This window comes from Kitasatospora sp. NPDC057904 (assembly GCF_042887925.1).
GTDB lineage: Bacteria > Actinomycetota > Actinomycetes > Streptomycetales > Streptomycetaceae > Kitasatospora.
Window position 1 is genome coordinate 83,626 of record NZ_JBHVOL010000019.1, and the last position, 24,487, is coordinate 108,112.

Consider the following 24,487-nt stretch of genomic DNA (forward strand, 5'->3'; position numbering starts at 1 on the left):
CGCCCCACGGGCGTTGGGCGGTGCGGCGCGGACTACTCGCCGTGCGAGCCCAGGCGGTGCACCTGCACCATGTTGGTGGTGCCGGGGATGCCGACCGGGACGCCGGCGGTGACGATGACGGTGTCGCCCTCGGACAGCTCGCCCATCTTCAGCAGCTCGCGGTCGACCTGCGCGACCATCGCGTCGGTGGTGGCCACCTGCTCGGTGACGTACGACTCGACGCCCCAGCTCAGCGAGAGCTGGTTGCGGGTGGCCGAGTCCGGGGTGAACGCGATCACCGGGATCGGCGAGCGGTAGCGGGACAGCCGGCGCGCGGTGTCGCCGGACTTGGTGAACGCGATCAGCGCCTTGCCGTTCAGGAAGTCGCCCAGCTCGCACGCGGCGCGGGCGACGGAGCCGCCCTGGGTGCGCGGCTTGCGGCCCGGGTTGAGCGGCTGCAGGCCCTGGCCGACGAGCTCCTCCTCGGCCTTCTCGCAGATCCGGCTCATGGTGCGGACGGTCTCGACCGGGTACTTCCCGACGCTCGACTCGGCCGACAGCATGACCGCGTCGGCGCCGTCCAGGATGGCGTTGGCGACGTCGGAGACCTCGGCGCGGGTCGGGCGCGAGGCGTGGATCATCGACTCCATCATCTGGGTGGCGACGATGACCGGCTTGGCGTTGCGGCGCGCCAGCGTGATCAGGCGCTTCTGGACCAGCGGGACCCGCTCCAGCGGGTACTCCACGGCCAGGTCGCCGCGGGCGACCATGATCGCGTCGAAGGCGAGGACGATCTCCTCCATGGCCTCGACGGCCTGCGGCTTCTCGATCTTGGCGATGACCGGCACGCGGATGCCGACCTCGTCCATGACCTCGTGGACGTCCTTGACGTCGTCCGCGTTGCGGACGAAGGACAGGGCGATCATGTCGACGCCCAGGCGGAGCGCGAAGCGCAGGTCGTCCTTGTCCTTCTCGGACAGGGCGGGCACGTTCACGGCCGCGCCGGGCAGGTTGATGCCCTTGTTGTTCGAGAGCACGCCGCCCTCGACCACCACGGTCCTCACCCGCGGGCCATCGACGCTGACGACCTCCAGGGCGATGACGCCGTCGTTGATCAGGATCGGGTCGCCGGGCTTCACGTCGCCGGGCAGGCCCTTGTAGGTGGTGCCGCAGATGTGCTGGTCACCGGGGACGTCCTCGGTGGTGATGGTGAACTCGTCGCCGTTGTCGACGGTCACCGGGCCGTTGGCGAAGGTCGCCAGACGGATCTTGGGACCCTGGAGGTCGGCCAGGACGCCGATGGCCTTGCCGGTGTCCTCCGAGACCTGGCGGACCTTTCGGTACCGCTCCTCGTGGTCCGCGTGGGTGCCGTGGCTCATGTTCAGTCGGGCGACGTTCATGCCCGCTTCGACGATGGCCTTCAGCTGTTCGTAGGAGTCCGTCGCCGGACCCAGGGTGCAGACAATTTTCGCTCGGCGCATATGGATCAGTCTATCCGTTCGTGTTATGGGTGCATTCGGCACGAATCGTGAGGAATCGCCGACGAAGGATTCCGCGGACCGAGACGACGGAGTGTCAGTCCTCGGACCCGTGGGTTCCCTGCGCCTCCTGGTCCCGGCGGTGCACGAGGGCGAAGGCCTGTCGGGCGATCTCCAGCTCCTCGTCGGTCGGCACCACCGCGACCGCCACCCGCGCGTACTCCGGCGAGATGATCCTGGGCTCGCCGGAGCGCACGGAGTTCAGCTCGGGGTCCACCGCGATGCCCAGCTCCTCCAGGCCCGCCGTGGCCGCCGCGCGCACCGGTGCGGCGTTCTCGCCGACGCCCGCGGTGAACGCGATCGCGTCCACCCGGCCGAGCACGGCGTAGTAGGCGCCGATGTACTTGCGGAGCCGGTGGACGTAGGAGTCGAACGCGAGCCTCGCGTCCGCGTCCCCCTCGTCCGCGCGGCGCATGATCTCGCGCATGTCGTTGTCCCCGCACAGGCCGCGCAGGCCGCTGCGGCGGTTGAGCAGGTCGTCGATCTCGTCGATCGACAGGCCGCCCACCCGGTGCAGGTGGAACACCACGCCCGCGTCGATGTCACCCGAACGGGTGCCCATGACCAGGCCCTCCAGCGGGGTCAGGCCCATCGAGGTGTCCACGCACCGGCCGCCGGCGACGGCCGACGCGGAGGCGCCGTTGCCCAGGTGCAGCACGATGACGTTCACCTCGGCCGGGTCCTTGCCGAGCAGCCGGGCGGTGGCCCGCGAGACGTACTGGTGCGAGGTGCCGTGGAAGCCGTAGCGGCGCACCCGGTGCTCGTCCGCGACGGCCTTGTCGATCGCGTACCGGGCGGCCGGCTCGGGCATCGAGGCGTGGAAGGCGGTGTCGAAGACGGCCACCTGCGGCAGGTCCGGGCGCAGCGCGCGGGCCACCTCGATGCCGGTGATGTTGGCCGGGTTGTGCAGCGGCGCGACCGGGATCAGCCGGCGGATCTCCCGGAGCACCTCGTCGGTGAGCACGGTCGGCTCGGTGAACCGCTTGCCGCCGTGCACCACGCGGTGGCCGATCGCGGCGAGCTCCGGGGAGTCCAGCCCGACGCCGTCGGCGGCGAGTTCCTCGGCGACGGCCTTGAGCGCGGCGGAGTGGTCCGGGAAGGTCTGCAGGCTCTCGCGCCGCTCGCCGGAGCGCGGGGTGTGCACCAGCCGGCCGCTCGGCTCGCCGATCCGCTCGACCAGCCCGGAGGCGAGCCGGGCGCCGTCGAGCATGTCGATCAGCTGGTACTTGACCGACGAGGAGCCGGCGTTCAGGACCAGGACGCGCGTTCCTTCACTCATGCGTCCACCTCGCTGCGCTCGGTGGTCGCTTCGCGAAACACGCACCCGCTGATGATTCTCCCCCAGCCTCCGGCCGGGGGGACCCCCATGCTGCGCTCGCTCATGCGTTCGGCTCCTTGCGGTCCTGGGACTGGATCGCGGTGATCGCGACGGTGTTGACGATGTCCTCGACCAGCGCGCCGCGGGAGAGGTCGTTGACGGGCTTGCGCAGGCCCTGGAGAACCGGGCCGACGGCGACCGCGCCCGCCGAGCGCTGCACGGCCTTGTAGGTGTTGTTGCCGGTGTTGAGGTCCGGGAAGATCAGCACGGTCGCCCGGCCGGCCACCGCGGAGCCCGGCAGCTTGGTGGCCGCGACGTGCGGGTCCACGGCGGCGTCGTACTGGATCGGGCCCTCGACCAGGATGTCCGGGCGCAGCTCGCGGACGAGCTCGGTGGCCTTGCGGACCTTGTCGACGTCCGCGCCGGAGCCGGAGGTGCCGGTCGAGTAGGAGAGCATCGCGACCCGCGGCTCGACGCCGAACTGGGCGGCGGTGGCCGCGGCCTGGATCGCGATGTCGGCCAGCTGCTGGGCGTCCGGGTCCGGGTTGACGGCGCAGTCGCCGTACACGAGGACCTTGTCGGCCAGGCACATGAAGAAGACGCTCGACACGATGGACGCGCCCGGCGAGGTCTTGATGACCTCGAAGGCGGGCCGGATGGTGGCGGCGGTGGAGTGCACCGCGCCGGAGACCATGCCGTCGGCGATGCCCTCCTGGACCATCAGGGTGCCGAAGTAGGAGACGTCGGTGACGACGTCCAGCGCGAGCTCGACGGTCATGCCCTTGTGGGCGCGCAGCCGCGCGTACAGCTCGGCGAACTGGCGGCGCAGCGGGCTGGTGGTCGGGTCGACGATCCGGACCCGGGCGCGGTCGGCGCCGGAGTCTTCCCGCGGTATCGCGATGCCGAGGCCCGCGGCCGTGCGGCGCACCGCGTCGACGTCGCCGAGGAGGGTGAGGTCGCAGATGTTGCGGCGCAGCAGGATCTCGGCCGCGCGCAGCACGCGCTCCTCGGTGCCCTCGGGCAGGACGACGTGCCGGCGGTCGGCGCGGGCGCGCTCCAGGAGCTCGTGCTCGAACATCATCGGGGTGACCCGCTCGGACCGGCCGACCTCGATCCGGTTGGTCAACTCGACCGTGTCGACGTGCAGTTCGAACAGTCCGAGGGCGATCTCGGCCTTCCGCGGGCTGGCCGCGCTGAGCTTGCCCTCCAGGTGGGTCAGGGTGGCGGCGGTCGGCCAGCTGCCCCCGGGGACGACCGCGACCGGGGTGCCGGGGGCGAGCCGGGCGGCCAGCGCCATGACGTTCGGCCCCGGGTGCTGGCCGAGCGTCAGCAGCACGCCGGCGATCGGCGGGGCGCCGGCGGCGTGCGCGGCGAGCGAGCCGATGACCAGGTCGGCGCGGTCCCCGGGGGTGACGACGAGGGCGCCGTCGGTCAGCGCGTCGAGGAAGGTCGGCAGCATGGCGCCGCCGAAGACGAACCCGCGGACGTCCCGGGCGAGCCCGGCGGCGTCCCCGAGCAGCACCTCGGCGCCGGTCGCCTCGACCAGCTGGGCGACGGTGGGCGCGGCCAGCGCCGGCTCCTCGGGGATGACGTAGGCGGGGATCGGCAGCTTCTCTGTGAGCTTGCGCTGGATCCGCTGCTTGGCGGCGGGGGCGACCCGGTTGGCGATCATCGCGAGGGTCTCGCAGCCGAGGTCGGTGTACGCCCGGTGGGCGTTGCGGACCTCGGCGGTCACGGCCTCCGCCTCCTTGCCCTGCCCGCCGAGCACCGGCAGCACGGCGGCGCCGAACTCGTTGGCCAGGCGGGCGTTGAAGGCCAGCTCGTCCGGGATGTTGGTGTCCGCGAAGTCGGTGCCGAGCACCAGCACGGCCTCGCAGCGCCGCTCCACTGCCCGGAACCGGTCGACGAGGGCCGACACCAGCTCGTCCTGCCCCTGGGCGGCCTGCAGGGCGGCGGCCTCCTCGTACGTCAGTCCGTACAGGTCGGTGGCGGGCAGGTCGATCCGGTACCGGCCGCGCAGCAGCTCGACCACGTGGTCCGACCCGGACTCTCCCGGGGCGTGCGCGTGCACCAGCGGCCGGAACACCCCGACCCGGTCCACCTGCCGGGTGAGCAGCTCCATGACCCCGAGCTCGACCGCCTGCCGTCCGTCCCCCCGGTCGATCCCGGTCACGTACACGCTGCGCGCCACGCGGTCTTCTCCGTCCCGTCGCCTCGGAAAGTGGTCATATCGACCATACCTTCGCACCCCGAACTGGCGTCCGCGAGCAGAGCATCCCGGGGGAGGCAAGGGACGAAGGTCACGTCGGTTGCGGAAGACCGCGAACGGAAGACCGCGAACGGCGGCACCGCGGACGTCCGCGGTGCCGCCGTCGGTCGTGCCCGCGGAGGGGTCAGGCCGGGCGGAGCCAGATGGTGGCCAGTGGGGGGAGGATCAGGTCGGCGGAGCGGGGCTGGCCGTTCCACTCGACGGGGTCGGCCTTGATCGGGGTCGAGTTGCCGGTGCCGGTGCCGCCGTAGGCCTCGGCGTCGGTGTTGAGGACTTCCTCCCACAGCTGGTCGCGGCCGTCGAGGGAGGGGAGGCCGACGCGGTGGCCGTGGCGGACGACGGGGGAGAAGTTGCAGACGGCGACGAGGGGCGAGCCGTCGGCGGCGTGGCGGACGTAGGAGAGCAGGTTGTCGTCGGCGGAGCCGCCGTCGAGCCACTGGAAGCCCTCGGGGGAGGTGTCGAGCTCCCAGAGGGCGGGGGTGTCGCGGTAGTGGCGGTTGAGGTCGCGGACGAGGCGGCGCACGCCCTGGTGGTCGCGGTGGGCCGGCCACTGCTCGTCGAGCACCCACCACTGCGGGCCGGTCTCGTGGTCCCATTCCGCGCCCTGGGCGAACTCCTGTCCCATGAAGAGGAGTTGCTTGCCGGGGTGGGACCACATGAAGCCGAGGTAGGCGCGGTGGTTGGCGCGCTGCTGCCACCAGTCGCCGGGCATCTTGGAGACGAGCGCCTGCTTGCCGTGCACGACCTCGTCGTGGGAGATCGGCAGGATGTAGTTCTCGGAGTAGGCGTACACCATCGAGAAGGTGATCTCGTCGTGGTGGTACCTGCGGTGCACCGGCTCCTTGGACATGTAGACCAGCGAGTCGTGCATCCAGCCCATGTTCCACTTGAGGCCGAAGCCGAGGCCGCCGCCGTCGGTCGGGCGGGTCACGCCGTCCCAGGCGGTCGACTCCTCGGCGATCGTCACGACGCCCGGGCAGCGCCGGTAGACGGTCGCGTTCATCTCCTGGAGGAAGGAGGCCGCGTCGAGGTTCTCCCGTCCGCCGAACCGGTTGGGCGTCCAGGCGCCGCCCTCGCGGGAGTAGTCGAGGTAGAGCATCGAGGCGACGGCGTCCACGCGCAGCCCGTCGATGTGGAACTCCTCGCACCAGTAGACCGCGTTGGCGACGAGGAAGTTGCGCACCTCCTTGCGCCCGTAGTCGAACTCCAGCGTGCCCCAGTCGGGGTGTTCGGCGCGCAGCGGGTCGGCGGGCTCGTAGAGCGGCTCGCCGTCGAAGCGGGCGAGGGCGAAGGCGTCCTTGGGGAAGTGGGCGGGCACCCAGTCGACGATCACGCCGATCCCGTGCCGGTGCAGCGTGTCGACGAGGTGGCGGAAGTCGTCCGGGGTGCCGAGGCGGGCGGTGGGCGCGTAGTAGCCGGACACCTGGTAGCCCCAGGAGCCGCCGAAGGGGTGCTCCATGACCGGCATGAACTCCACGTGGGTGAAGTTCAACTCCTTCAGGTAGCCGGGGAGTTCCTCGGCGATCGCGCGGTAGCTGGTGAGGTCGGGCCGCCAGGACGGCAGGTGCAGCTCGTACACCGACATCGGCGCCCGGTGGTGCGCGGCGCGTGCGCGGCGGGCCATCCACTCGCCGTCCTCCCACCGGTAGGCGGAGGAGGTGACGACGGACGCGGTGCCGGGCGGGCACTGGGCGGCGCGGGCCAGGGGGTCGGCCTTGTCGAGCACCCAGCCCTGCCGGGTGTGGATCTCGTACTTGTAGGTGGTGCCCTCGGCCAGCCCGGGGACGAAGAGCTCCCACACGCCGGAGGAGCCGAGCGAGCGCATCGGGTGCCCGGTGCCGTCCCAGTGGTTGAAGTCCCCGATCAGCCGCACCCCGGCGGCGTTCGGCGCCCACACGGCGAACGCGGTGCCGGCCACGCCGTCCACCGTCCGCACGTGCGAGCCGAGCACCTGCCACAGCTGCTCGTGCCGGCCTTCGGAGATGAGGTGCAGGTCGAGCTCGCCGAGGGTGGGCGGGGTGCGGTAGCCGTCCTGCTGGACGAGGGGTTCGCCGTCCGGGTAGGTCACCAGCAGCCGGTAGTCGGGCGGTGCGCCGCCGGCGAGCAGGCCGGTGAACAACCCGGCCTGCTGGTGGGTGAGTTCGGCCGGGCCCTGGGCGGTCTCGACCACGACCCGTTCGGCGAACGGCCGCAGCACCCGGATCGCGGTGCCGCCGTGCACGGGGTGGGCGCCGAGCAGCGCGTGCGGGTCGTGGTGCTGGCCGCCGACCAGCCGGTCCACCTCGGAGGGCGGCAGCGGCGCCTCGGGCAGCCGCAGGGCCCCGGCCGGCAGCGGTTCGGGAGCCGGGGCGGGGCCGGGAGCAGAGGTGGCGGCGGGGGCAGGAGCGGGTGTCCCCGTACCGGCCAGGAACGTGGCCGGTACGGGACGGGTGGTGCGGCCGGGCGGGTCGAGCGGCGTCACGGCGGGGTCCTCCTGCGGCGGGGGGTGTGGGCGAACTCCTGCGGGCGGTACGAGCGGGGGATCACACGGTCAGGGCGAGCCGGTTGATCGCGGCCAGCGGGATCGGCAGCCAGCTCGGGCGGTGCCGGGCCTCGTACACGACCTCGTAGACCGCCTTGTCGATCTCCAGCGCGCGCATCAGCTCCGGCGAGGCCGCCGGGTCGACGCCGCCCCCGGCGGTGTACCCGGCGCAGAAGGCGGTGCGGTTGCGCTGTGCCCAGGCGGCGGCGAGGTGGGCGAGCTCGGGGTCGACCGGGCCGCCGGCGAGGAGGTGGGCCGCCGCGTAGTCGAAGGAGCGCAGCATCGCGGCGACGTCGCGCAGCGCGGGCTGCGGTTCGCGGCGCTCGTTGACGGACTTGGCGGGCTCGCCCTCGAAGTCGAGCAGGACCCAGCCGTGCGGGGTGCGCATGGCCTGGCCGAGGTGCAGGTCGCCGTGGATGCGCTGGACCGGAAGGCCGTCCGGGTGGGCGTCGGCGAGCTGCTGGAAGGCGCTGCGCAGGGCGGCCCGGTAGCGCATCAGTCCGGGGACGGCGGCGACGGCGCTGTCGAGGCGGTCGGCCATGGCGGTGGCGAGCTGGCGGGTCTGGGCGCGGTCGAGGCGGGCGACGGGCATCGAGCGGGCGAGCACCCGGTGCACCTCGGCGGTGGCCCGCCCGAGCCGGTGGGCCTCGATCGCGAAGTTGCCGGGGGACGGGTCGCCCTTGAGCCGGCCGACCTGGTCGAGGGCGAGCTCCCAGCCGTCCTCGGCGTCCGGCAGGTAACGCTGGAGCAGGCCGAGGGTGGCGGGTTCGGCGCGTTCCATCCGGCTCTCGAACCAGGCCGCGACCCGCGGGATGCGGGTGGAGCCGGCCCGGGAGAGGGCGAGGGAGAGTTCGAGGTCGGGGTTGGTGCCGGGGTGGACGCGGCGGAAGAGCTTGAGGATGTACGAGGTGCCGTAGATGACGGAGCTGTTGGACTGCTCGGCGGTGGAGGCGCGCCCGGGGATCGTGGTGGGCAGGCCGGAGCCGGGGGTGCGGCGGAACGACAGCGAGCCGAAGCGGTCGCCGGTGGCCAGGTGCTCCAGCAGGCGCCCGGTGAGCTCCGGGTCGTGGACGGCGTCGTAGAGCGTCGCGCCGTCGTACGGGCCGTGGGTGAGCCGGCCGAGCACGGCGCCGGGCTCGATGTCGGCGGGGCGCTCGGAACGGACGCCGAGGAGGAGTTGGTAGACGTCCCCGTGCGGGGCGCCGGCCGTGGTGGCGTGCTCGACCCGCAGCAGGAGGTGCAGCAGGGCCGGGTCGCCGACCTGCAGCGGGGTTCCGACCACCGGGGTGAGCCCGGTGATGGGCCGTCCCTTCCCGGCGTACCAGCGCTGGGTGGGGAGCCACTCGGAGATCAGCGGCACGGCCGCCTGGACGAGTTCGCTGACCCCCAGGGCGGTTCTCCGGAGCCCGGTGCTCCGCGCGCCCGCCGACGCGGCGGGGCCGGCCGGGGTGTCGTGCTGCACATGGGCTTGAGAACGGGAGGTTTCGGACATGACTCCCTTTCCCCGGAAGCGGGCCGACTGCCCGACGGGTCTGGCCGGGTCCGTCAGTCTTCCGGATTTCGGCGGCGCGGCGGTGGCGGCACGCGAGCGGGGCTCAGGTGTCACGCCTTCGTGTGGGTGGCCGTTGGGCTGTTCTCCGTACGCGGCGCCGGGGGCGCCGCGGGGCGGAGGACCCCGGGGCGCGCGGGTTCAACTCGCGCTCCCCGAGGGTCTGGTGGTGCGGTCGGGGCCGGTGCGGCGGATCGTTACTTCGACCGCCTGGTCCCGCTCAGTCGCGGGGGCTGCCGGAGCTGGAACCAGTAGAAGCCGTGGCCGGCCAGGGTGAGCAGGTACGGCCACTCACCGATCGAGGGGAAGCGCACTCCGCCGATCAGCTCGACCGGGTAGCGTCCGCCGTACTGCCGCAGGTCCAGTTCGGTCGGTTGTGCGAACCGCGAGAAGTTGTTCACGCACATGACCAGGTCCCCCTCGTGCTCCCGCACGAAGGCCAGCACCGCGGGGTTGCTGGAGGGCAGTTCGGTGTACGTGCCCAGACCGAACGCCGGGTTGAGCTTGCGGATCTCGATCATGCGACGCGTCCAGTGCAGCAGCGAACTCGAACTGCTCTGCTGTGCCTCGACGTTGGTCACCTGATAGCCGTACACCGGGTCCATGATGGGCGGCAGACTGAGCCTGCCCGGGTCGGCGGAGGAGAAACCCGCGTTGCGGTCCGGGGTCCACTGCATCGGGGTGCGGACGCCGTCCCGGTCGCCGAGCCAGATGTTGTCGCCCATGCCGATCTCGTCCCCGTAGTAGAGCACCGGCGAGCCGGGCAGCGAGAGGAGGAGGGCGGTGAACAGCTCGATCTGGTTGCGGTCGTTCTCCAGCAGCGGGGCGAGCCGGCGCCGGATGCCCACGTTGGCGCGCATCCGGGGGTCCTTGGCGTACTCCGCGTACATGTAGTCGCGCTCCTCGTCGGTGACCATCTCCAGGGTCAGCTCGTCGTGGTTGCGCAGGAAGATGCCCCATTGGCACCCGTACGGGATGTGCGGGGTCTTGGCGAGGATCTCCGAGACGGGGTAGCGGGACTCGCGCCGCACCGCCATGAAGATCCGCGGCATCACCGGGAAGTGGAACGCCATGTGGCACTCGTCGCCGCCCGCCGCGAAGTCGCCGAAGTAGTCGACGACGTCCTCGGGCCACTGGTTGGCCTCGGCGAGCAGCACGGTGTCGGGGTAGTCGGCGTCGATCTCCTTGCGGACCCGGCGCAGGAACTCGTGGGTCTCCGGCAGGTTCTCGCAGTTGGTGCCGTCGCGCGCGAACAGGTAGGGCACCGCGTCCAGCCGGAAGCCGTCGATGCCGAGGTCGAGCCAGAACCGCAGCCCGGCGATCATCTCGTCCTGGACGCGGGGGTTGTCGTAGTTGAGGTCGGGCTGGTGAGAGAAGAACCGGTGCCAGAAGTACTGCTTGCGGACCGGGTCGTACGTCCAGTTGGAGGTCTCGGTGTCGACGAAGATGATGCGGGCGTCCGGGTACCGCTTGTCGTCGTCGGCCCACATGTAGAAGTCGCCGTACGGCCCGTCCGGGTCCGCGCGGGAGGCCTGGAACCACGGGTGCTGGTCGCTGGTGTGGTTCATGACGAAGTCGATGATCACGCGCATGCCGCGGGCGTGCGCGGCGTCCACGAACTCCATGAAGTCGGCGATGTCGCCGAACTCGGGCAGCACCGATTTGTAGTCGGCCACGTCGTACCCGCCGTCGCGCAGCGGCGAGGCGAAGAACGGCGGGAGCCAGAGGCAGTCGATGCCGAGCCACTGGAGGTAGTCGAGCTTGGCCGTGAGCCCCTTCAGGTCCCCGACCCCGTCGCCGTTGCTGTCCTGGAAGGACCGCACCAGCACCTCGTAGAAGACCGCACGCTTGAACCACTCGGGGTCCAGGTTCTTCTTCGAGGTCTCGGGGAAGGTGTCGGGGACGGGCTCGTTCACTGTCACGCTGGGTTCCTCCGAACCGTGAGGAGGTGAGCCGGCTCGGCTGAGGGATCGAGCCGGACGTAGTTGTGCCGGCCCCAGGTGTAGGCGGCGCCGGTGAGCTCGTCGTGCACCGCGAACGGGCCGTCGCCGTCGAGCGTGACGGTGGCCTCCTGGACGTGGTGCGGGTCGAGGTTGACCACGGTGATGACCTGGTCGGTCAGGCCCTCCGGGGTGGTCGCGGTCTTGGAGTAGGCGATCACCTGGTCGTTGTCGGTGGGGTGGAAGCGCAGGTCGCGCAGCTGGCGCAGGGCGGGGTGGCGCCGGCGCAGCCGGTTGAGCACGGTGAGCAGCGGGGCGAGGGTGTCGGTGCGGTTCCAGTCGCGCGGGCGCAGCTCGTACTTCTCCGAGTGCAGGTACTCCTCGGAGCCGGGGTGGGCCGGTTCGTTCTCGTACAGCTCGAACCCGGCGTAGACGCCGTAGGTGGGGGAGAGCGTGGCGGCGAGCACGGCGCGGACGGCGAACGCGGCCCGGCCGCCGTGCTGGAGGTAGGCGTGCAGGATGTCGGGGGTGTTGGCGAAGAAGTTGGGCCGCATGTAGGCGGCCGCGTCACCGGTGAGTTCGGTGAGGTAATCGGTGAGTTCCGGCTTGGTGGTGCGCCAGGTGAAGTACGTGTACGACTGGTGGAAGCCGATCTTCCCGAGGGTGTGCATCATCGCGGGGCGGGTGAAGGCCTCCGCCAGGAACACGACGTCGGGGTCGGTGCGGGCGATGTCGGCGAGCACCTTCTCCCAGAACAGCACCGGCTTGGTGTGCGGGTTGTCGACCCGGAAGATCCGCACTCCGTGGGACATCCAGAAACGCAGGATGCGAACGGTTTCCTTGACGATTCCATCCATGTCCTGATCGAAGTTGACCGGATAGATGTCCTGGTACTTCTTCGGCGGGTTCTCGGCGTACGCGATGGTGCCGTCGGCGCGGTGGCTGAACCATTCCGGGTGCTTGTTCACCCACGGGTGGTCGGGGGAGCACTGGAGGGCGAAGTCCAGCGCCACCTCCAGGTGCAGCGCCCGGGCCTCGGCGACGAAGTGGTCGAAGTCCTCGATGGTGCCGAGGTCCGGGTGGACGGCGTCGTGGCCGCCCTCCGGCGAACCGATCGCCCAGGGCGAGCCGACGTCGTGCGGACCGGCCGTCAGGGTGTTGTCCGGGCCCTTGCGGTAGGCGCGGCCGATCGGGTGGACGGGCGGCAGGTAGACCACGTCGAAGTCCATCGCGGCGATCGCGGGCAGCCGCTCGGCGGCGGTGCGCAGGGTGCCCGAACGCGGCGGCTCGACGCCGTTCGGGTCCACCACGGCGCCCTCCGACCGCGGGAAGAACTCGTACCAGGAGCCGAACAGGGCGCGCTCGCGGTCCACCTGGAGCGGCAGCGGGCGGGAGGCGCTCAGCAGCTCGCGCAGCGGGTACCGGGCGAGCAGCTCCAGCACCTCGGGGGCGAGCGCGGCCGCCAGCCGGGACAGCGGCGGCAGGCCTGGGTCGCGCAGCGCGTCGGCGGCGGCGAGCACGTGCGCGCGGCCCTCCTTCTTCGGCACGCCGGCCGCGGCCTGCTCCAGCAGGCGGGCGCCCTCCTCCAGGACGAGCGCGGTGTCCATCCCGGCGGGGAGCTTGACCGACGCCGTCCTGCGCCAGGTGGCGATCGGGTCGCTCCACGCCTCGACCAGGTAGGACCAGCGGCCGGGCGCGGTCGGGGTGACGTGCGCGCCCCAGCGGTCGGTGCCCTCGGCGAGCTCGCGCATCGGGGTCCACGGGCCGCTGCGCCCGCGCGGGTCGCGCAGCACGACGTTGGCGTTGACGGCGTCGTGGCCCTCGCGGAACACGGTCGCGGTGACCAGGAAGGTCTCGCCGGCGACGGCCTTGGCCGGGCGGCGGCCGGAGTCGACGAGCGGGCTGACGTCCAGGACGGGGATGCGGCCGATCACGGTGTCGCTCTCTGTCTTTCGGGCGGCGGTCTTGCCGGCGGCGGTCTTGCGGGCGGGCGCCTTGCGCGGCGGGGCGTCGGCCTTCGCGGCGCCCGCCTTGGTGGCACCGGACCTCGCACCGGCCTTCGCACCGGCTTTCGCACCGGCCTTCGCGCCATCCGCCTCCGGGGTGGCGGACGGTGCGGTGGACCCGGCGGTGGCGGTGCGGCGCGTGGTGGTGGTGCGCCTGCGCGGTGCCGTGGTCCGGCTCTCCGCGACCCCTGGTTGTCGGGCCGCTGCGGAGGACTCGGGCTCGGAGTGTTCGAGCGGGGAGGGGTGTTCGGACGAGGGCTGCCCGGGTGAGGCGTGCTCGGGTCCGGAGTGCGGGGGACGGGCCGCTCCGGCCGCCCTGGGCGCCGGCATCGCCGGATCCGTCCGAGTGTCAGAATCCGCCCGTCCGGCGGATTCCGCGACCGCTGCGTCGAGGGTGTCGGCCACCGGTGTGGACTGGTCCCGCGTGTCGCCGTGCATGCCAAGCTCCTGCCCGAGATCGGCGGCAGCTCCCGCCGGCGCCGGGGGGCGGGCCGGGGGAGTACCGGGAGGACTGCTGGGTGGGGAGGACGTGCGACCGAGAGCCTGCCCGCGCCGCCGTCCCCGGCAACCTGCCCGGCGCCCGCCCGGCCCGTGGGGGGACGCCCCGGAGCCCGCGCGCGTCCCGGCGCACGCCTCCGGGGGCACGCCCCTGGGCGACCCGGTCGACCCGTGAACGAGCCGACCGAGTACGAGGACACGCGTCGGAGCGCCGTGGGCGCCGAATGGGCTAAGGAGGACGAGGAACGATCAACGCGAAAAGGATTCGGACGTGCTGCTTCAAGGGGGGCGCCGCCCGTCGCCGCACTCCCCACAGCATCAACGACCTCGGTTCATACTCGCACCGCGGGCCGGACTTTCGCAGCGGTACGACAGTAGTTTCGGGCTTTGTCCGGAGCGGATGAGCGATCGGAAATGGGGTCGTTCCGCAGTGTTCACGCTTTGGTAGCGCGAGCCCCCGGAAAGTGCGCCTCGCGCGCCCCCCGTGCAGCCCAATGCGCCGAATGCGATCTCATCAATAGGCCGAACGGATGCCCAATAGCCCACTTGACGCACTGTCATGACGGCCGTCGGGGCTACGCTTCACGCCGTGAAGGCAATCCGCAGATTCACCGTCCGCACCGTCCTGCCCGAACAACTCCAGCCGTTGCACGAGCTGGCCCTCAACCTGCGCTGGTCCTGGCACCCCGAGACCAGGGACCTCTTCCGGTCCGTGGACCCGGAGGTCTGGGCCGCGACCGGCGAGGACCCGGTGCGGCTGCTCGGGGAGGTCCCGGCCGCCCGGCTCGCCGCGCTCGCCGCCGACCGGCGCTTCCTGCGCCGCCTCGGCGACCTCGCCGACGACCTGCGCGACTACCTCGCGGGCCCGCGCTGGTACCAGGCCCAGGAGGGCGGCGGCACCCCGCTGCCCGCCGCCGTCGCCTACTTCTCGCCCGAGTACGGCATCGCCGCCGCGCTGCCCCAGTACTCCGGCGGGCTCGGGATCCTGGCCGGCGACCACCTCAAGGCCGCCAGCGACCTCGGCGTCCCGATCATCGGCGTGGGGCTGTTCTACCGGCACGGCTACTTCCGGCAGTCCCTCGACCGGGACGGCTGGCAGCAGGAGCGCTACCCGCTGCTCGACCCGGACGAACTCGCGGTCAGCCTGCTCCGGGAGGCCGACGGCACCCCCTGCCGGGTCGACCTCGCCCTGCCCGGCGGCCGGACCCTCGCCGCGCACATCTGGAAGGCCCAGGTCGGCCGGGTCCCGCTGCTCCTCCTCGACTCCGACACCGAGGAGAACTCGCCCGCCGAACGCGACGTCACCGACCGCCTCTACGGCGGCGGCAGCGAGCACCGGCTGCTCCAGGAGATGCTCCTCGGCATCGGCGGCGTCCGGGCCGTGCGCGCCTACTGCCGCCTCACCGGCCACCCCGCCCCCGAGGTCTTCCACACCAACGAGGGCCACGCCGGCTTCCTCGGCGTCGAGCGGATCCGCGAACTCGTCGCCGCCGGCACGGCCGAGACCGACACCGCCGGGGCCGACGGCGTCGGCCCCGACTTCGCCGCCGCCCTGGAGTCCGTCCGGGCCGGCACCCTCTTCACCACCCACACGCCCGTCCCGGCCGGCATCGACCGCTTCGACCGCGAGCTCGTCGCCCGGCACTTCTCCGGCGACGCCGCCCTGCCCGGCGTCCCGGTCGAGCCGGTGCTCGCGCTCGGCGCCGAGACCTGGCCCGGCGGGGACCCGAAGCTCTTCAACATGGCCGCCATGGGCCTGCGGCTCGCCCAGCGCGCCAACGGCGTCTCCACGCTGCACGGCGAGGTCAGCCGGGCCATGTTCAACGGCCTGTGGCCCGGCTTCGACCCGGCCGAGGTCCCGATCACCTCCGTCACCAACGGCGTCCACGCCGCCACCTGGATCGACCCGGCCGTCGTGCGCCTCGGCGCCGCCGAGATCGGCGCCGACCGCGCCGAGGACGCCATGACCAACGGCGACGCCAAGCGCTGGACCGGCCTGGAGCGGATCGGCAACACCGAGATCTGGGACCTGCGCCGCAGCCTGCGCGCCCAGCTGGTCGACGAGGCCCGCCGCCGGCTGCGCACCTCCTGGCGCCAGCGCGGCGCGGGCGAGGCCGAGCTCGGCTGGGTCTCCTCGGTGCTCGACCCGGACGTCCTGACCATCGGCTTCGCCCGCCGGGTGCCCTCCTACAAGCGGCTCACCCTGATGCTGCGCGACCAGGCTCGGCTGCGCTCCCTGCTCCTGCACCCGACCCGCCCGGTGCAGATCGTCGTCGCCGGCAAGGCCCACCCGGCCGACGACGGCGGCAAGCGGCTGATCCAGCAGATGGTCGCCTTCGCCGACGACCCGGCCGTCCGCCACCGGATCGTCTTCCTGCCGGACTACGACATGGCGATGGCCCAGCACCTCTACCCGGGCTGCGACGTCTGGCTGAACAACCCGCTGCGCCCGCTGGAGGCCTGCGGCACCTCCGGGATGAAGGCCGCGCTCAACGGCTGCCTCAACCTGTCCGTCCTGGACGGCTGGTGGGACGAGTGGTACGACGGCCAGAACGGCTGGGCGATCCCCACGGCGGACGACGCCGGCGGCGTGCTCGACCCGGAGAGCAGCGAGGCCGAGCGGCGCGACGACATCGAGGCGGCGGCGCTCTACGACCTGATCGAGGAGCAGGTCGCCGCGCGCTTCTACGACCGCGGCGCGGACGGGCTGCCGCACCGCTGGATCGCGATGGTCCGGCACACCCTGGTCACCCTCGGCCCCAAGGTGCTGGCCGGCCGGATGGTCCGCGAGTACGTCGAGCGGCTGTACGCCCCGGCGGCGCTCGCCCAGCGCGAGCTGGCGGCCGGATCGGGCGAGGGCGCCCGCGAGCTGGCGGCCTGGAAGGCGAAGGTCCGCGAGGCCTGGCCGGCCGTCCGGGTCGAGCACGTCGAGGCGGACTGCCCGGCCGAGGCGCAGGAGCTCGGCAGCTCGCTGGCGCTGCGGGTGCAGGTCGCGCTCGGCGCGCTGTCGCCGGGCGACGTCGAGGTGCAGGTGGTGTCCGGCCGGGTGGACGAGACGGACGGCATCTCGGACGCCGGCCTGCTCGCGCTCAAGCCGGTCGGCGGCCCGGACCTGGACGGGCGGACGCGCTACGAGGGCTCACTGGAGCTGTCCAGGACCGGTCCGTTCGGCTACACCGTCCGGGTGCTGCCGTCCCACCCGCGGCTGGCCTCCCCGGCGGAGCCGGGGCTGGTCGCCCTGCCCGCCGAGTCGGCCGGGATGGACGCGGGCCTACTGCGCTGAGGCGCTGCGCCGGGACGGGCTGGGCCGCGGCGGGGCGGCTCAGACCAGGCTGTCCCGCCAGGCCTGGTGCAGTTCGGCGAAGCGGCCGGCGCCGGCGATCAGCTCCTGCGGGCCGCCGTCCTCGACGATCCGGCCCTGGTCCATCACCAGCCCGCGGTCGGCGATCTCCACGGTGGAGAGCCGGTGCGCGATGATCACGGCCGTCCGGCCCGCCAGCACCGTGCGCATGGCCCGCTGGACGGCCTGCTCGCCGGGGACGTCCAGCGAGCTGGTCGCCTCGTCCAGGATCAGCACCGCCGGGTCGGCCAGCAGGGCGCGGGCGAAGGCGACCAGCTGGCGCTGCCCGGCGGAGATCCGGCCGCCGCGCTTGCGCACGTCGGTGTCGAAGCCGTCCGGGAGCGCGGCGACGAACTCGTACGCGCCGATGTCCCGGGCGGCCTGTTCGACCTCCGCGCGGGTGGCGCCGGGGCGGCCGATCGCGATGTTCTCGGCGACGGTGCCGGAGAACAGGAAGGACTCCTGGGTCACCATGACCACCCCGCGCCGCAGTTCGGGGGTGGCGAGGTCGCGCAGGTCGACGCCGTCCAGCCGGATCCGGCCCTCGGTCGGGTCGTAGAAGCGGGCCAGCAGCTTGGCGACGGTCGACTTGCCCGCGCCGGTCGCGCCGACCACCGCCACCGTCTGTCCGGCGGGGATCACCAGGTCGAAGGGCGGCAGCACCTCCTTGCCGGTGCGGTAGGCGAAGCGCGTCCCCTCGAAGGAGACCTCGCGGCCCTTGCCGGCCGCCCGCGGCAGTTCGGCGGGCTCGGCCGGCTCGGCGACGGTCGGCTCGTGGGCGAGCAGGCCGGCGATCTTCTCCAGCGCGGCGGCGGCCGACTGGTAGCTGTTGAGGAACATCGCGAGCTGGTCGATCGGGTCGAACAGGCGGCGCAGGTAGAGCAGGAAGGCGGTGAGGACGCCGAGTTCCAGCGTGCCGTCGACGACCAGCCGGCCGCCGAGCAGCACCACGCCGGCCGTCCAGACGTTGGCGGCGGTGCGGGAGAGGCCGACGTAGCGGGCGAGCTCCAGGAAGCCGTCGGCGGTCGCGGTGGCGGAGCGCTGGTTGACCACGGCGAAGGCCGCGTCGTTGGCCTTCTCGCGGCGGAAGGCCTGTACCGGGCGGATGCCGTTCATGGTCTCGGTGAAGCGGACGATCATCGAGGCGGCGGAGGTCCGCGAGCGGCGGTAGACCCGGCGCGAGCGGGTGCGGAAGGAGCGGGCGATCAGGCCGAGCGGCACCAGGGCGGCCAGTGAGGCCAGCCCGAGGCGCCAGTCCAGCACCATGAGCAGCACCGAGATGTAGCAGACCGACAGGAAGACGGTCAGCAGCTCCTGGAGGCCTTCGGAGAGCAGTTCGCGCAGCGCGTCGATGTCGCTGGTGGCGCGGGAGATGATCCGGCCGGAGGTGTAGCGCTCGTGGAAGTCCAGGCTGAGCCGCTGGGCGTGCCGGAAGATCCGGCCGCGCAGCTCCAGCAGGATGTCCTGGTTGACCCGGGCGCTGATCTTGATGAACACCCACTGCAGCAGCGGGCTGAGCAGGGCGAAGCACAGGTAGGCGGCGATCACCGCGATCAGCGGTCCGGCGTCGTTCCCGCGCAGCGCCGGGATGCCGCGGTCCATCGCCACCGCGACCAGCAGCGGGCCGGACTGCAGGGCGGCCTGCTGGACGAGGATCACCACCATCGCGACGGTGATCCGGGCCCGGTGCGGGCCGAGCAGCGAGCGCAGCAGCGCCCGGGGCGCGCCGGGCGGGACGGGGATGTCCTCCTCGTCGTCCGGGGGAGGCGCCAGCTCCTCCTCGGCGGCGGGGCCGGCGGGGTCGGCCGGCTCGACGGCGGGTTCGGCGGTGGTGGTCACCGGGAGGTGCTCCCCTCGGGGATCAGGGCGGCCTCGCCCGTCATCAGTTCGCGGTAGCGCGTGGAGGTGCGCAGCAGTTCCTGGTGGGTGCCGACGGCCTCGATCCGGCCGTCCGCGAGCACCGCGACCCGGTCGGCGAGCAGCACGGTGCTGGGGCGGTGGGCGACCACCAGGGCGGTGGTGCCGGCGAGGACCTCGCGCAGGGCGCGTTCGACCAGGGCCTCGGTGTGCACGTCGAGGGCGGACAGCGGGTCGTCGAGGACGAGGAAGGCCGGGTCGCCGACGACCGCGCGGGCCAGGGCGAGGCGCTGGCGCTGGCCGCCGGAGAGGCTCAGGCCCTGCTCGCCGACCTCGGTGTCCGCTCCGGCCGGGAGCTTGTCGACGAAGCCGGCCTGGGCGGTGGCGAGCGCGGAGCGCAGCCGGTCCTCGCCCGCGCCGGGGGCGCCCATCAGGACGTTCTCCCGGACGGTCGCCGAGAACAGGGTGGGCTCCTCGAAGGCCACCGCGACGAGCTCGCGCAGCCGCTCCCGGGGCAGGTCGCGGATGTCGCGGCCGTCCAGCGTGATGGTGCCGCCGGTGGCCTCGTACAGACGGGGGAGCAGGGCGGTGAGGGTGGTCTTGCCGCTGCCGGTGGCGCCGACCAGGGCCATCGTCTCGCCGCTGCGCACGTGCAGGTCGATGCCCCGGAGCAGGTCGGGGGTGCCGTCGGGGGCGTCGGGGTAGCGGAAGCGGACGCCGGTGAGGCGGATGCCGTCCGAGGTGGCGCCGAGGCCGGTGGCGGTGCCCGGGTCCTCCTCCTCGGGTTCGTCGAGGACCTCGAAGAAGCGGTCGGTGGCGGTGGCGGCCTCGTTGGCGTAGGCGAGCAGCCAGCCGAGGGACTCGACCGGCCAGCGCAGCGCGAGCGCGGTGGAGAGGAAGGCGACCAGGCTGCCGGCGCTGAGCTGGTCGTGGGCGACCAGGTAGGCGCCGACGGCGAGGGCACAGCCGAGGGCGATCTCCGGCAGGCCGACGATCACCGCCCACAGGTTCGCCAGCAGGTGGGCCTTGTGCAGCTCGGTGCGGCGCAGCAGCCGGGACTGGGCGCGGAACCGCTCGTGCATCGAGCGGTGGCGGCCGAAGGCCTTGAGGACGCGGATGCCGAGGACGGACTCCTCGACGACGGTGGCGAGGTCGCCGTTGCGGTCCTGGGCGAGCCGGGAGGCGCCGGAGTAGCCGGACTCGAAGCGCCGGGTGAGCACGAACAGCGGTGCGGCGGGCAGCACGACGATCAGGGCGAGCCGCCAGTCCTGGGTGAACATCACCACCGTGCCGGCCAGGAACATCACCGAGTTGACGATGAGGAAGACCAGCGGGAAGGCCAGGAACAGCCGCATGGTGTACATGTCGGCGGTGGCCCGGGAGAGCAACTGGCCGGATCCCCACCGTTCGTGGAAGGAGACCGGCAGTCGCTGGAGCTTGGCGAAGAGGTCGCCGCGCATGGCCGTCTCCAGCCCGGCCAGCGGGCGGGCCAGGACCACCCGGCGGGTGTAGAACAGGCCGGCCTCGACCAGGCCGAGGAGCAGCAGCAGGCCGACCAGCGGCCACAGCCCGGCGAGGTCGTGCCGGGCCAGGGGTCCGTCCACGATCCGGCCGAGCACGATCGGCACGCCGAGGACGCTCAGCATGGCGAGCACGGCGGCCGTCACGGAGGTGGCGAGCCGGCGGCGGACGGCCCGGGCGTAGGGCCACAGGCGCAGCAGGGAGCGGACCGTGGAGCGGTGGGCGGTCCCGGGGGCGTCGGGTTGTCGGTTCTCGGCCATCGCCGTGAGGGTAGGCAGACCTCCCGTCATTTCTCACCAGGTTTTTCACCCCTGTCGGCGCGGTGCGGCGAGAACCGGCCACCCGTACGGGTGGGGCGGAGGCGTTCGACGGGGCGCACGTGTCGGTTCGTGCAGGGAGGAGTGCGTCGAGCGCCTCTTGCGAGCCCCTGCCGATCGGCCGATTACATCTCCTGACGGATGGTCACTGATGCGCGAGTGGTAGGAGATGCGACATGACGGTCGAGACCGAGCCGGGCCCCGCGGGGGGCGCCGCGCTGGTGCAGGTGCGGACACAGCTCAGCCTCAGCACGGTGGCGGCGCGGAACCTGGCGACGACGACCAAGTCCGAGCCGCAGATGCAGGAGATCACCTCCCGGTGGCTGCTGCGGATGCTGCCCTGGGTACCGGTCCAGGCGGGTACGTACCGGGTCAACCGCCGCCTGAGCTACGCGACCGGGCGCGGCCGGGTGAGCTTCGCCAAGACCGGCACCTCGGTGAGCGTGATCGCCCCCTCGCTGCGCGAGGTGCCGGCGCTGCGCGGCTTCGAGGACGACGCCGTGCTGGAGGAGCTGGCCCGCCGGTTCGTGCAGCGGGACTTCGCCCCGGGCGACGTCCTGGTGCAGGAGGGGTCGCCGATCGAGGAGGTGTTCCTGCTCGCGCACGGCAAGGTCGACCGGCTCGGCACCGGCAAGTACGGCGAGCAGACGGTGGTCGGGACGCTCGCGGACGGCGACCACATCGGCGACGAGGCCCTCACCCGGGAGGACGGCACCTGGCCGTACACCGTGAAGGCGGCGACCGCGGGCGTCGCGATGGCGCTCTCGTGGCCGGTGTTCCAGGAGCTGGTCGACCGCTCGGACGCGCTGCGCGAGCAGCTGCTGGGCTTCGCGGCCGACGCCGCGCAGGCGCAGAACCCGCACGGCGAGGCGAACATCGACCTGTCGGCGGGCCACGAGGGCGAGTTCGAGCTGCCCGGCGCCTTCGTGGACTACGAACTGCGGCCGCGCGAGTTCGAGTTGAGCGTCGCGCAGACCGTCCTGAAGGTGCACACCAGGGTCGCCGACCTCTACAACCAGCCGATGAACCAGACCGAGCAGCAGCTGCGGCTGACCGTCCAGGCGCTGCGCGAGCGCCAGGAGCACGAGCTGATCAACAACCCCGACTTCGGGCTGCTGAGCAACACCGACTTCGACCAGCGCATCCAGACCCACTCCGGCCCGCCCACCCCGGACGACCTGGACGAGCTGCTCGCCATGCGCCGCGACACCGACTACCTGTTCGCCCCCTCGCGGGCGATCGCGGCGTTCGGGCGGGAGTGCAACAGGCGCGGCATCCACCCCGGCACCGTCGACGTCGCGGGCAAGCACCGGCCGACCTGGCGCGGGGTGCCGATCTTCCCGTGCGACAAGATCCCGGTGGCGGACACCGGCACCACGTCCTTCATCGCGATGCGCGTGGGCGAGGACAACCAGGGCGTCATCGGCCTCAACCAGATCGGCATCCCGGACGAGTACGAGCCCGGGCTGAACGTCCGGTTCATGGGCATCGACGAGAAGGCGATCGCGTCCTACCTGGTCAGCGCCTACTACTCGGCGGCGGTGCTGGTGCCGGACGCGATCGGCGTGCTGGAGAACGTCGAGGTGGGCCACGCGCGCGGCTGACGCGCGCCGGATCACTCCGGGGCGGGCGCGCGCAGCAGCTGGAGCGAGCGCCCGCCCAGCACGACGGCCCCCCGCGGGTGCGGTTCGCCGGTGCCCGGGGCCGCCGTGTCGACGACCGTCCCGTACGCGGCCTCCGGCGCGGCCCAGGGCTCGCCGGGGAGGGTGAAGACGACCGGTTCGTGGCCGGCGTTGAGGAGCAGCAGGAAACTGTCGTCGTGCGACGGCCGCCCGGCGCCGTCCCGTTCGGACATCGCGGCACCGGACAGCAGCATGCCGAGGCAGGCCGTCGGCGCGAACCAGTCGGCCTCGGTCATCTCCTTGCCGAGCGGCGTGAACCAGGCGAGGTCCGGCAGGCCGCCCGGGACGGCGGCCCGGCCGGAGAAGAACGCCCGCTGCCGCAGCACCGGGTGGGCGCGGCGCAGCCGCACCAGGCGGGCGGTCAGGTCACACAGGTCCCGCCAGCCGGGCTCGCGCAGCAGGGACCAGTCCAGCCAGCTGACCTCGTTGTCCTGGCAGTAGGCGTTGTTGTTGCCGCCCTGGGTGCGTCCGAACTCGTCGCCGGCGGTGAGCATCGGCACGCCGGTGGAGAGCAGCAGCGTGGCCAGCAGGTTGCGCAGCTGGCGCAGCCGCAGGGCGGTGACGTCCGGGTCGCCGGTCTCGCCCTCGACGCCGTGGTTCCAGGAGCGGTTGTCGTCGGTGCCGTCCCGGTTGGCCTCGCCGTTGGCCTCGTTGTGCTTGCGGTCGTAGCTGACGAGGTCGCGCAGGGTGAAGCCGTCGTGCGCGGTGACGAAGTTGACGGAGGCGTACGGGCGCCGTCCGCCGCGCTGGTAGAGGTCGGAGGAGCCGGACAGCCGGTAGCCGAGCTCGCGGACGTCCGGGCGGGCGCCGCGCCAGAAGTCCCGGACGGTGTCCCGGTACTTGTCGTTCCACTCGGCCCACAGCGGGGGGAAGCCGCCGACCTGGTAGCCGCCCGGGCCGACGTCCCACGGCTCGGCGATCAGCTTGACCCGGCTGAGGAGGGGGTCCTGGGAGACGGCGGCGAGGAACGGGTGCTCCATGTCGACGCCGTCGCCGGCGCGGGCGAGGGCGGCGGCGAGGTCGAAGCGGAAGCCGTCCACGCCCATCTCGGTGACCCAGTACCGCAGCGAGTCGGTGATCAGCCGGATCACCTGCGGGCGCCGGGTGTCCAGGGTGTTGCCGCAGCCGGTGTAGTCGGCGTAGCCGCGCGGACGGTGCGGGGCGAGGCGGTAGTAGGCGGCGTTGTCGATGCCGCGCAGCGAGAGCGTGGGCCCCAGTTCGGCGCCCTCGGCGGTGTGGTTGAACACGACGTCGAGGATCACCTCGATCCCGGCGGCGTGCAGGGCGCGGACCATCCGCTTGAACTCGCCGACCTGGCCGCCGCGCGAGCCGGAGGCGGAGTAGCCGGCGTGCGGGGCGAAGAACCCGACGGTGTTGTAGCCCCAGTAGTTGGCCAGGCCGCGGGCCTGGAGGTGGTCCTCGCTGGCGTGCTGGTGGACCGGCAGCAGTTCGACGGCGGTGACGCCGAGGCGGGTCAGGTGGGCGACGGCGGCGGGGTGGGCCAGGCCCGCGTAGGTGCCGCGCAGGTGGGGCGGGACGTCGGGGTGGCGCATGGTGAAGCCGCGGACGTGCAGTTCGTAGAGGACGGTCTCGGCCCACGGGGTCTTCGGGCGGTGGTCGTCGTACCAGTCGTCGTCGTCGTGGACGACGACGGATCTGGGCACGTAGCGGGCGGAGTCGCGGTTGTCCCGGACGGTGTCGGCGACGTCCGCCTCGGGCCAGTTGCGGACGGCGCCGCTGGCCGCGTCGTGGGAGGTGTAACAGCCGTCGACGGCGCGGGCGTACGGGTCGAGCAGCAGCTTGGCCGGGTTCCAGCGGGCTCCGGTCCACGGGTCCCAGCGGCCGTGCACGCGGAAGCCGTACCGCGTGCCGGGGCGCACGCCGGGCAGGAAGCCGTGCCAGATCTGGAAGTCCTGTTCGGTGAGGCGGTGCCGGCTCTCCTTGCCGTCCTCGTCGAACAGGCACAGGTCGACGGCCTCGGCGCCGGCCGCCCAGAGCGCGAAGTTGGTGCCGGGGCCGCCGAGCCGGTCGGTGCGGAAGCGGGCGCCGAGCGGCTGCCAGTCGCCGGGCCACGGTGGCTCGGCGGTCCGTCCGCCGCGCGTCCGCACACCGGCTTCCAGCTCCTGCCCTGACGCCATGGCCGTGCCCTCCC

12 protein-coding genes are annotated in these 24,487 nt (G+C 72.8%); 2 read left to right on the plus strand and 10 right to left on the minus strand.

Annotated features, from left to right (window positions below):
* Nucleotides 1-32: 32 nt before the first annotated feature.
* The 7 genes from pyk to ACFVSN_RS34740 form a co-directional block, all read right to left on the minus strand.
* Nucleotides 33-1,460 carry a pyruvate kinase gene (gene pyk, locus ACFVSN_RS34710; RefSeq protein WP_380440177.1) on the minus strand — a complete coding sequence of 476 codons (1,428 nt, stop codon included), beginning with the start codon at nucleotides 1,458-1,460 and terminating at the stop codon, nucleotides 33-35.
* A 94-nt stretch (nucleotides 1,461-1,554) separates the two neighbouring features.
* Nucleotides 1,555-2,796 (minus strand): acetate kinase, encoded by a 1,242-nt coding sequence (locus ACFVSN_RS34715; protein WP_380440179.1) that lies wholly within the window; start codon nucleotides 2,794-2,796, stop codon nucleotides 1,555-1,557.
* Between the two features lie 100 nt (nucleotides 2,797-2,896).
* Nucleotides 2,897-5,026 (minus strand): phosphate acetyltransferase, encoded by a 2,130-nt coding sequence (gene pta / locus ACFVSN_RS34720; RefSeq protein WP_380509446.1) that lies wholly within the window; start codon nucleotides 5,024-5,026, stop codon nucleotides 2,897-2,899.
* A gap of 202 nt (nucleotides 5,027-5,228) precedes the next feature.
* A complete protein-coding gene (glgB, locus tag ACFVSN_RS34725; RefSeq protein WP_387957476.1) occupies nucleotides 5,229-7,565 on the minus strand; it encodes a 1,4-alpha-glucan branching protein GlgB in 2,337 nt (778 codons plus the stop codon).
* 61 nt (nucleotides 7,566-7,626) lie between these two features.
* A complete protein-coding gene (locus ACFVSN_RS34730; RefSeq protein WP_380505779.1) occupies nucleotides 7,627-9,117 on the minus strand; it encodes a phosphotransferase in 1,491 nt (496 codons plus the stop codon).
* A gap of 254 nt (nucleotides 9,118-9,371) precedes the next feature.
* Nucleotides 9,372-11,096, minus strand: a complete 1,725-nt coding sequence (gene treS, locus ACFVSN_RS34735) for a maltose alpha-D-glucosyltransferase (RefSeq protein ID WP_380441325.1) — start codon at nucleotides 11,094-11,096, stop codon at nucleotides 9,372-9,374.
* Entirely contained in the window at nucleotides 11,093-13,048 is a 1,956-nt protein-coding gene (locus tag ACFVSN_RS34740; RefSeq protein WP_380498053.1) for an alpha-1,4-glucan--maltose-1-phosphate maltosyltransferase, read from the minus strand. The genes treS and ACFVSN_RS34740 overlap by 4 nt, the downstream gene beginning before the upstream one ends.
* A gap of 1,159 nt (nucleotides 13,049-14,207) precedes the next feature.
* Between ACFVSN_RS34740 and glgP the strand changes: the two genes are divergently transcribed.
* Complete coding sequence (gene glgP / locus ACFVSN_RS34745) at nucleotides 14,208-16,901, plus strand: alpha-glucan family phosphorylase (protein ID WP_387957479.1); 2,694 nt, start codon at nucleotides 14,208-14,210, stop codon at nucleotides 16,899-16,901.
* 39 nt (nucleotides 16,902-16,940) lie between these two features.
* Here the strand turns inward: glgP and ACFVSN_RS34750 are convergent, their stop codons facing one another.
* Both ACFVSN_RS34750 and ACFVSN_RS34755 read right to left on the minus strand, forming a co-directional pair.
* Nucleotides 16,941-18,797 carry an ABC transporter ATP-binding protein gene (locus ACFVSN_RS34750; protein ID WP_387957481.1) on the minus strand — a complete coding sequence of 619 codons (1,857 nt, stop codon included), beginning with the start codon at nucleotides 18,795-18,797 and terminating at the stop codon, nucleotides 16,941-16,943.
* Entirely contained in the window at nucleotides 18,794-20,596 is a 1,803-nt protein-coding gene (locus ACFVSN_RS34755; RefSeq protein WP_387957484.1) for an ABC transporter ATP-binding protein, read from the minus strand. The genes ACFVSN_RS34750 and ACFVSN_RS34755 overlap by 4 nt, the downstream gene beginning before the upstream one ends.
* Nucleotides 20,597-20,829: 233 nt before the next feature.
* Between ACFVSN_RS34755 and ACFVSN_RS34760 the strand changes: the two genes are divergently transcribed.
* Entirely contained in the window at nucleotides 20,830-22,257 is a 1,428-nt protein-coding gene (locus ACFVSN_RS34760; RefSeq protein ID WP_387957486.1) for a family 2B encapsulin nanocompartment shell protein, read from the plus strand.
* Nucleotides 22,258-22,268: 11 nt separating this feature from the next.
* On the opposite strand, the gene glgX is transcribed toward ACFVSN_RS34760, so the two are convergent.
* Entirely contained in the window at nucleotides 22,269-24,473 is a 2,205-nt protein-coding gene (gene glgX / locus ACFVSN_RS34765) for a glycogen debranching protein GlgX (RefSeq protein WP_380498039.1), read from the minus strand.
* Nucleotides 24,474-24,487 lie beyond the last annotated feature (14 nt).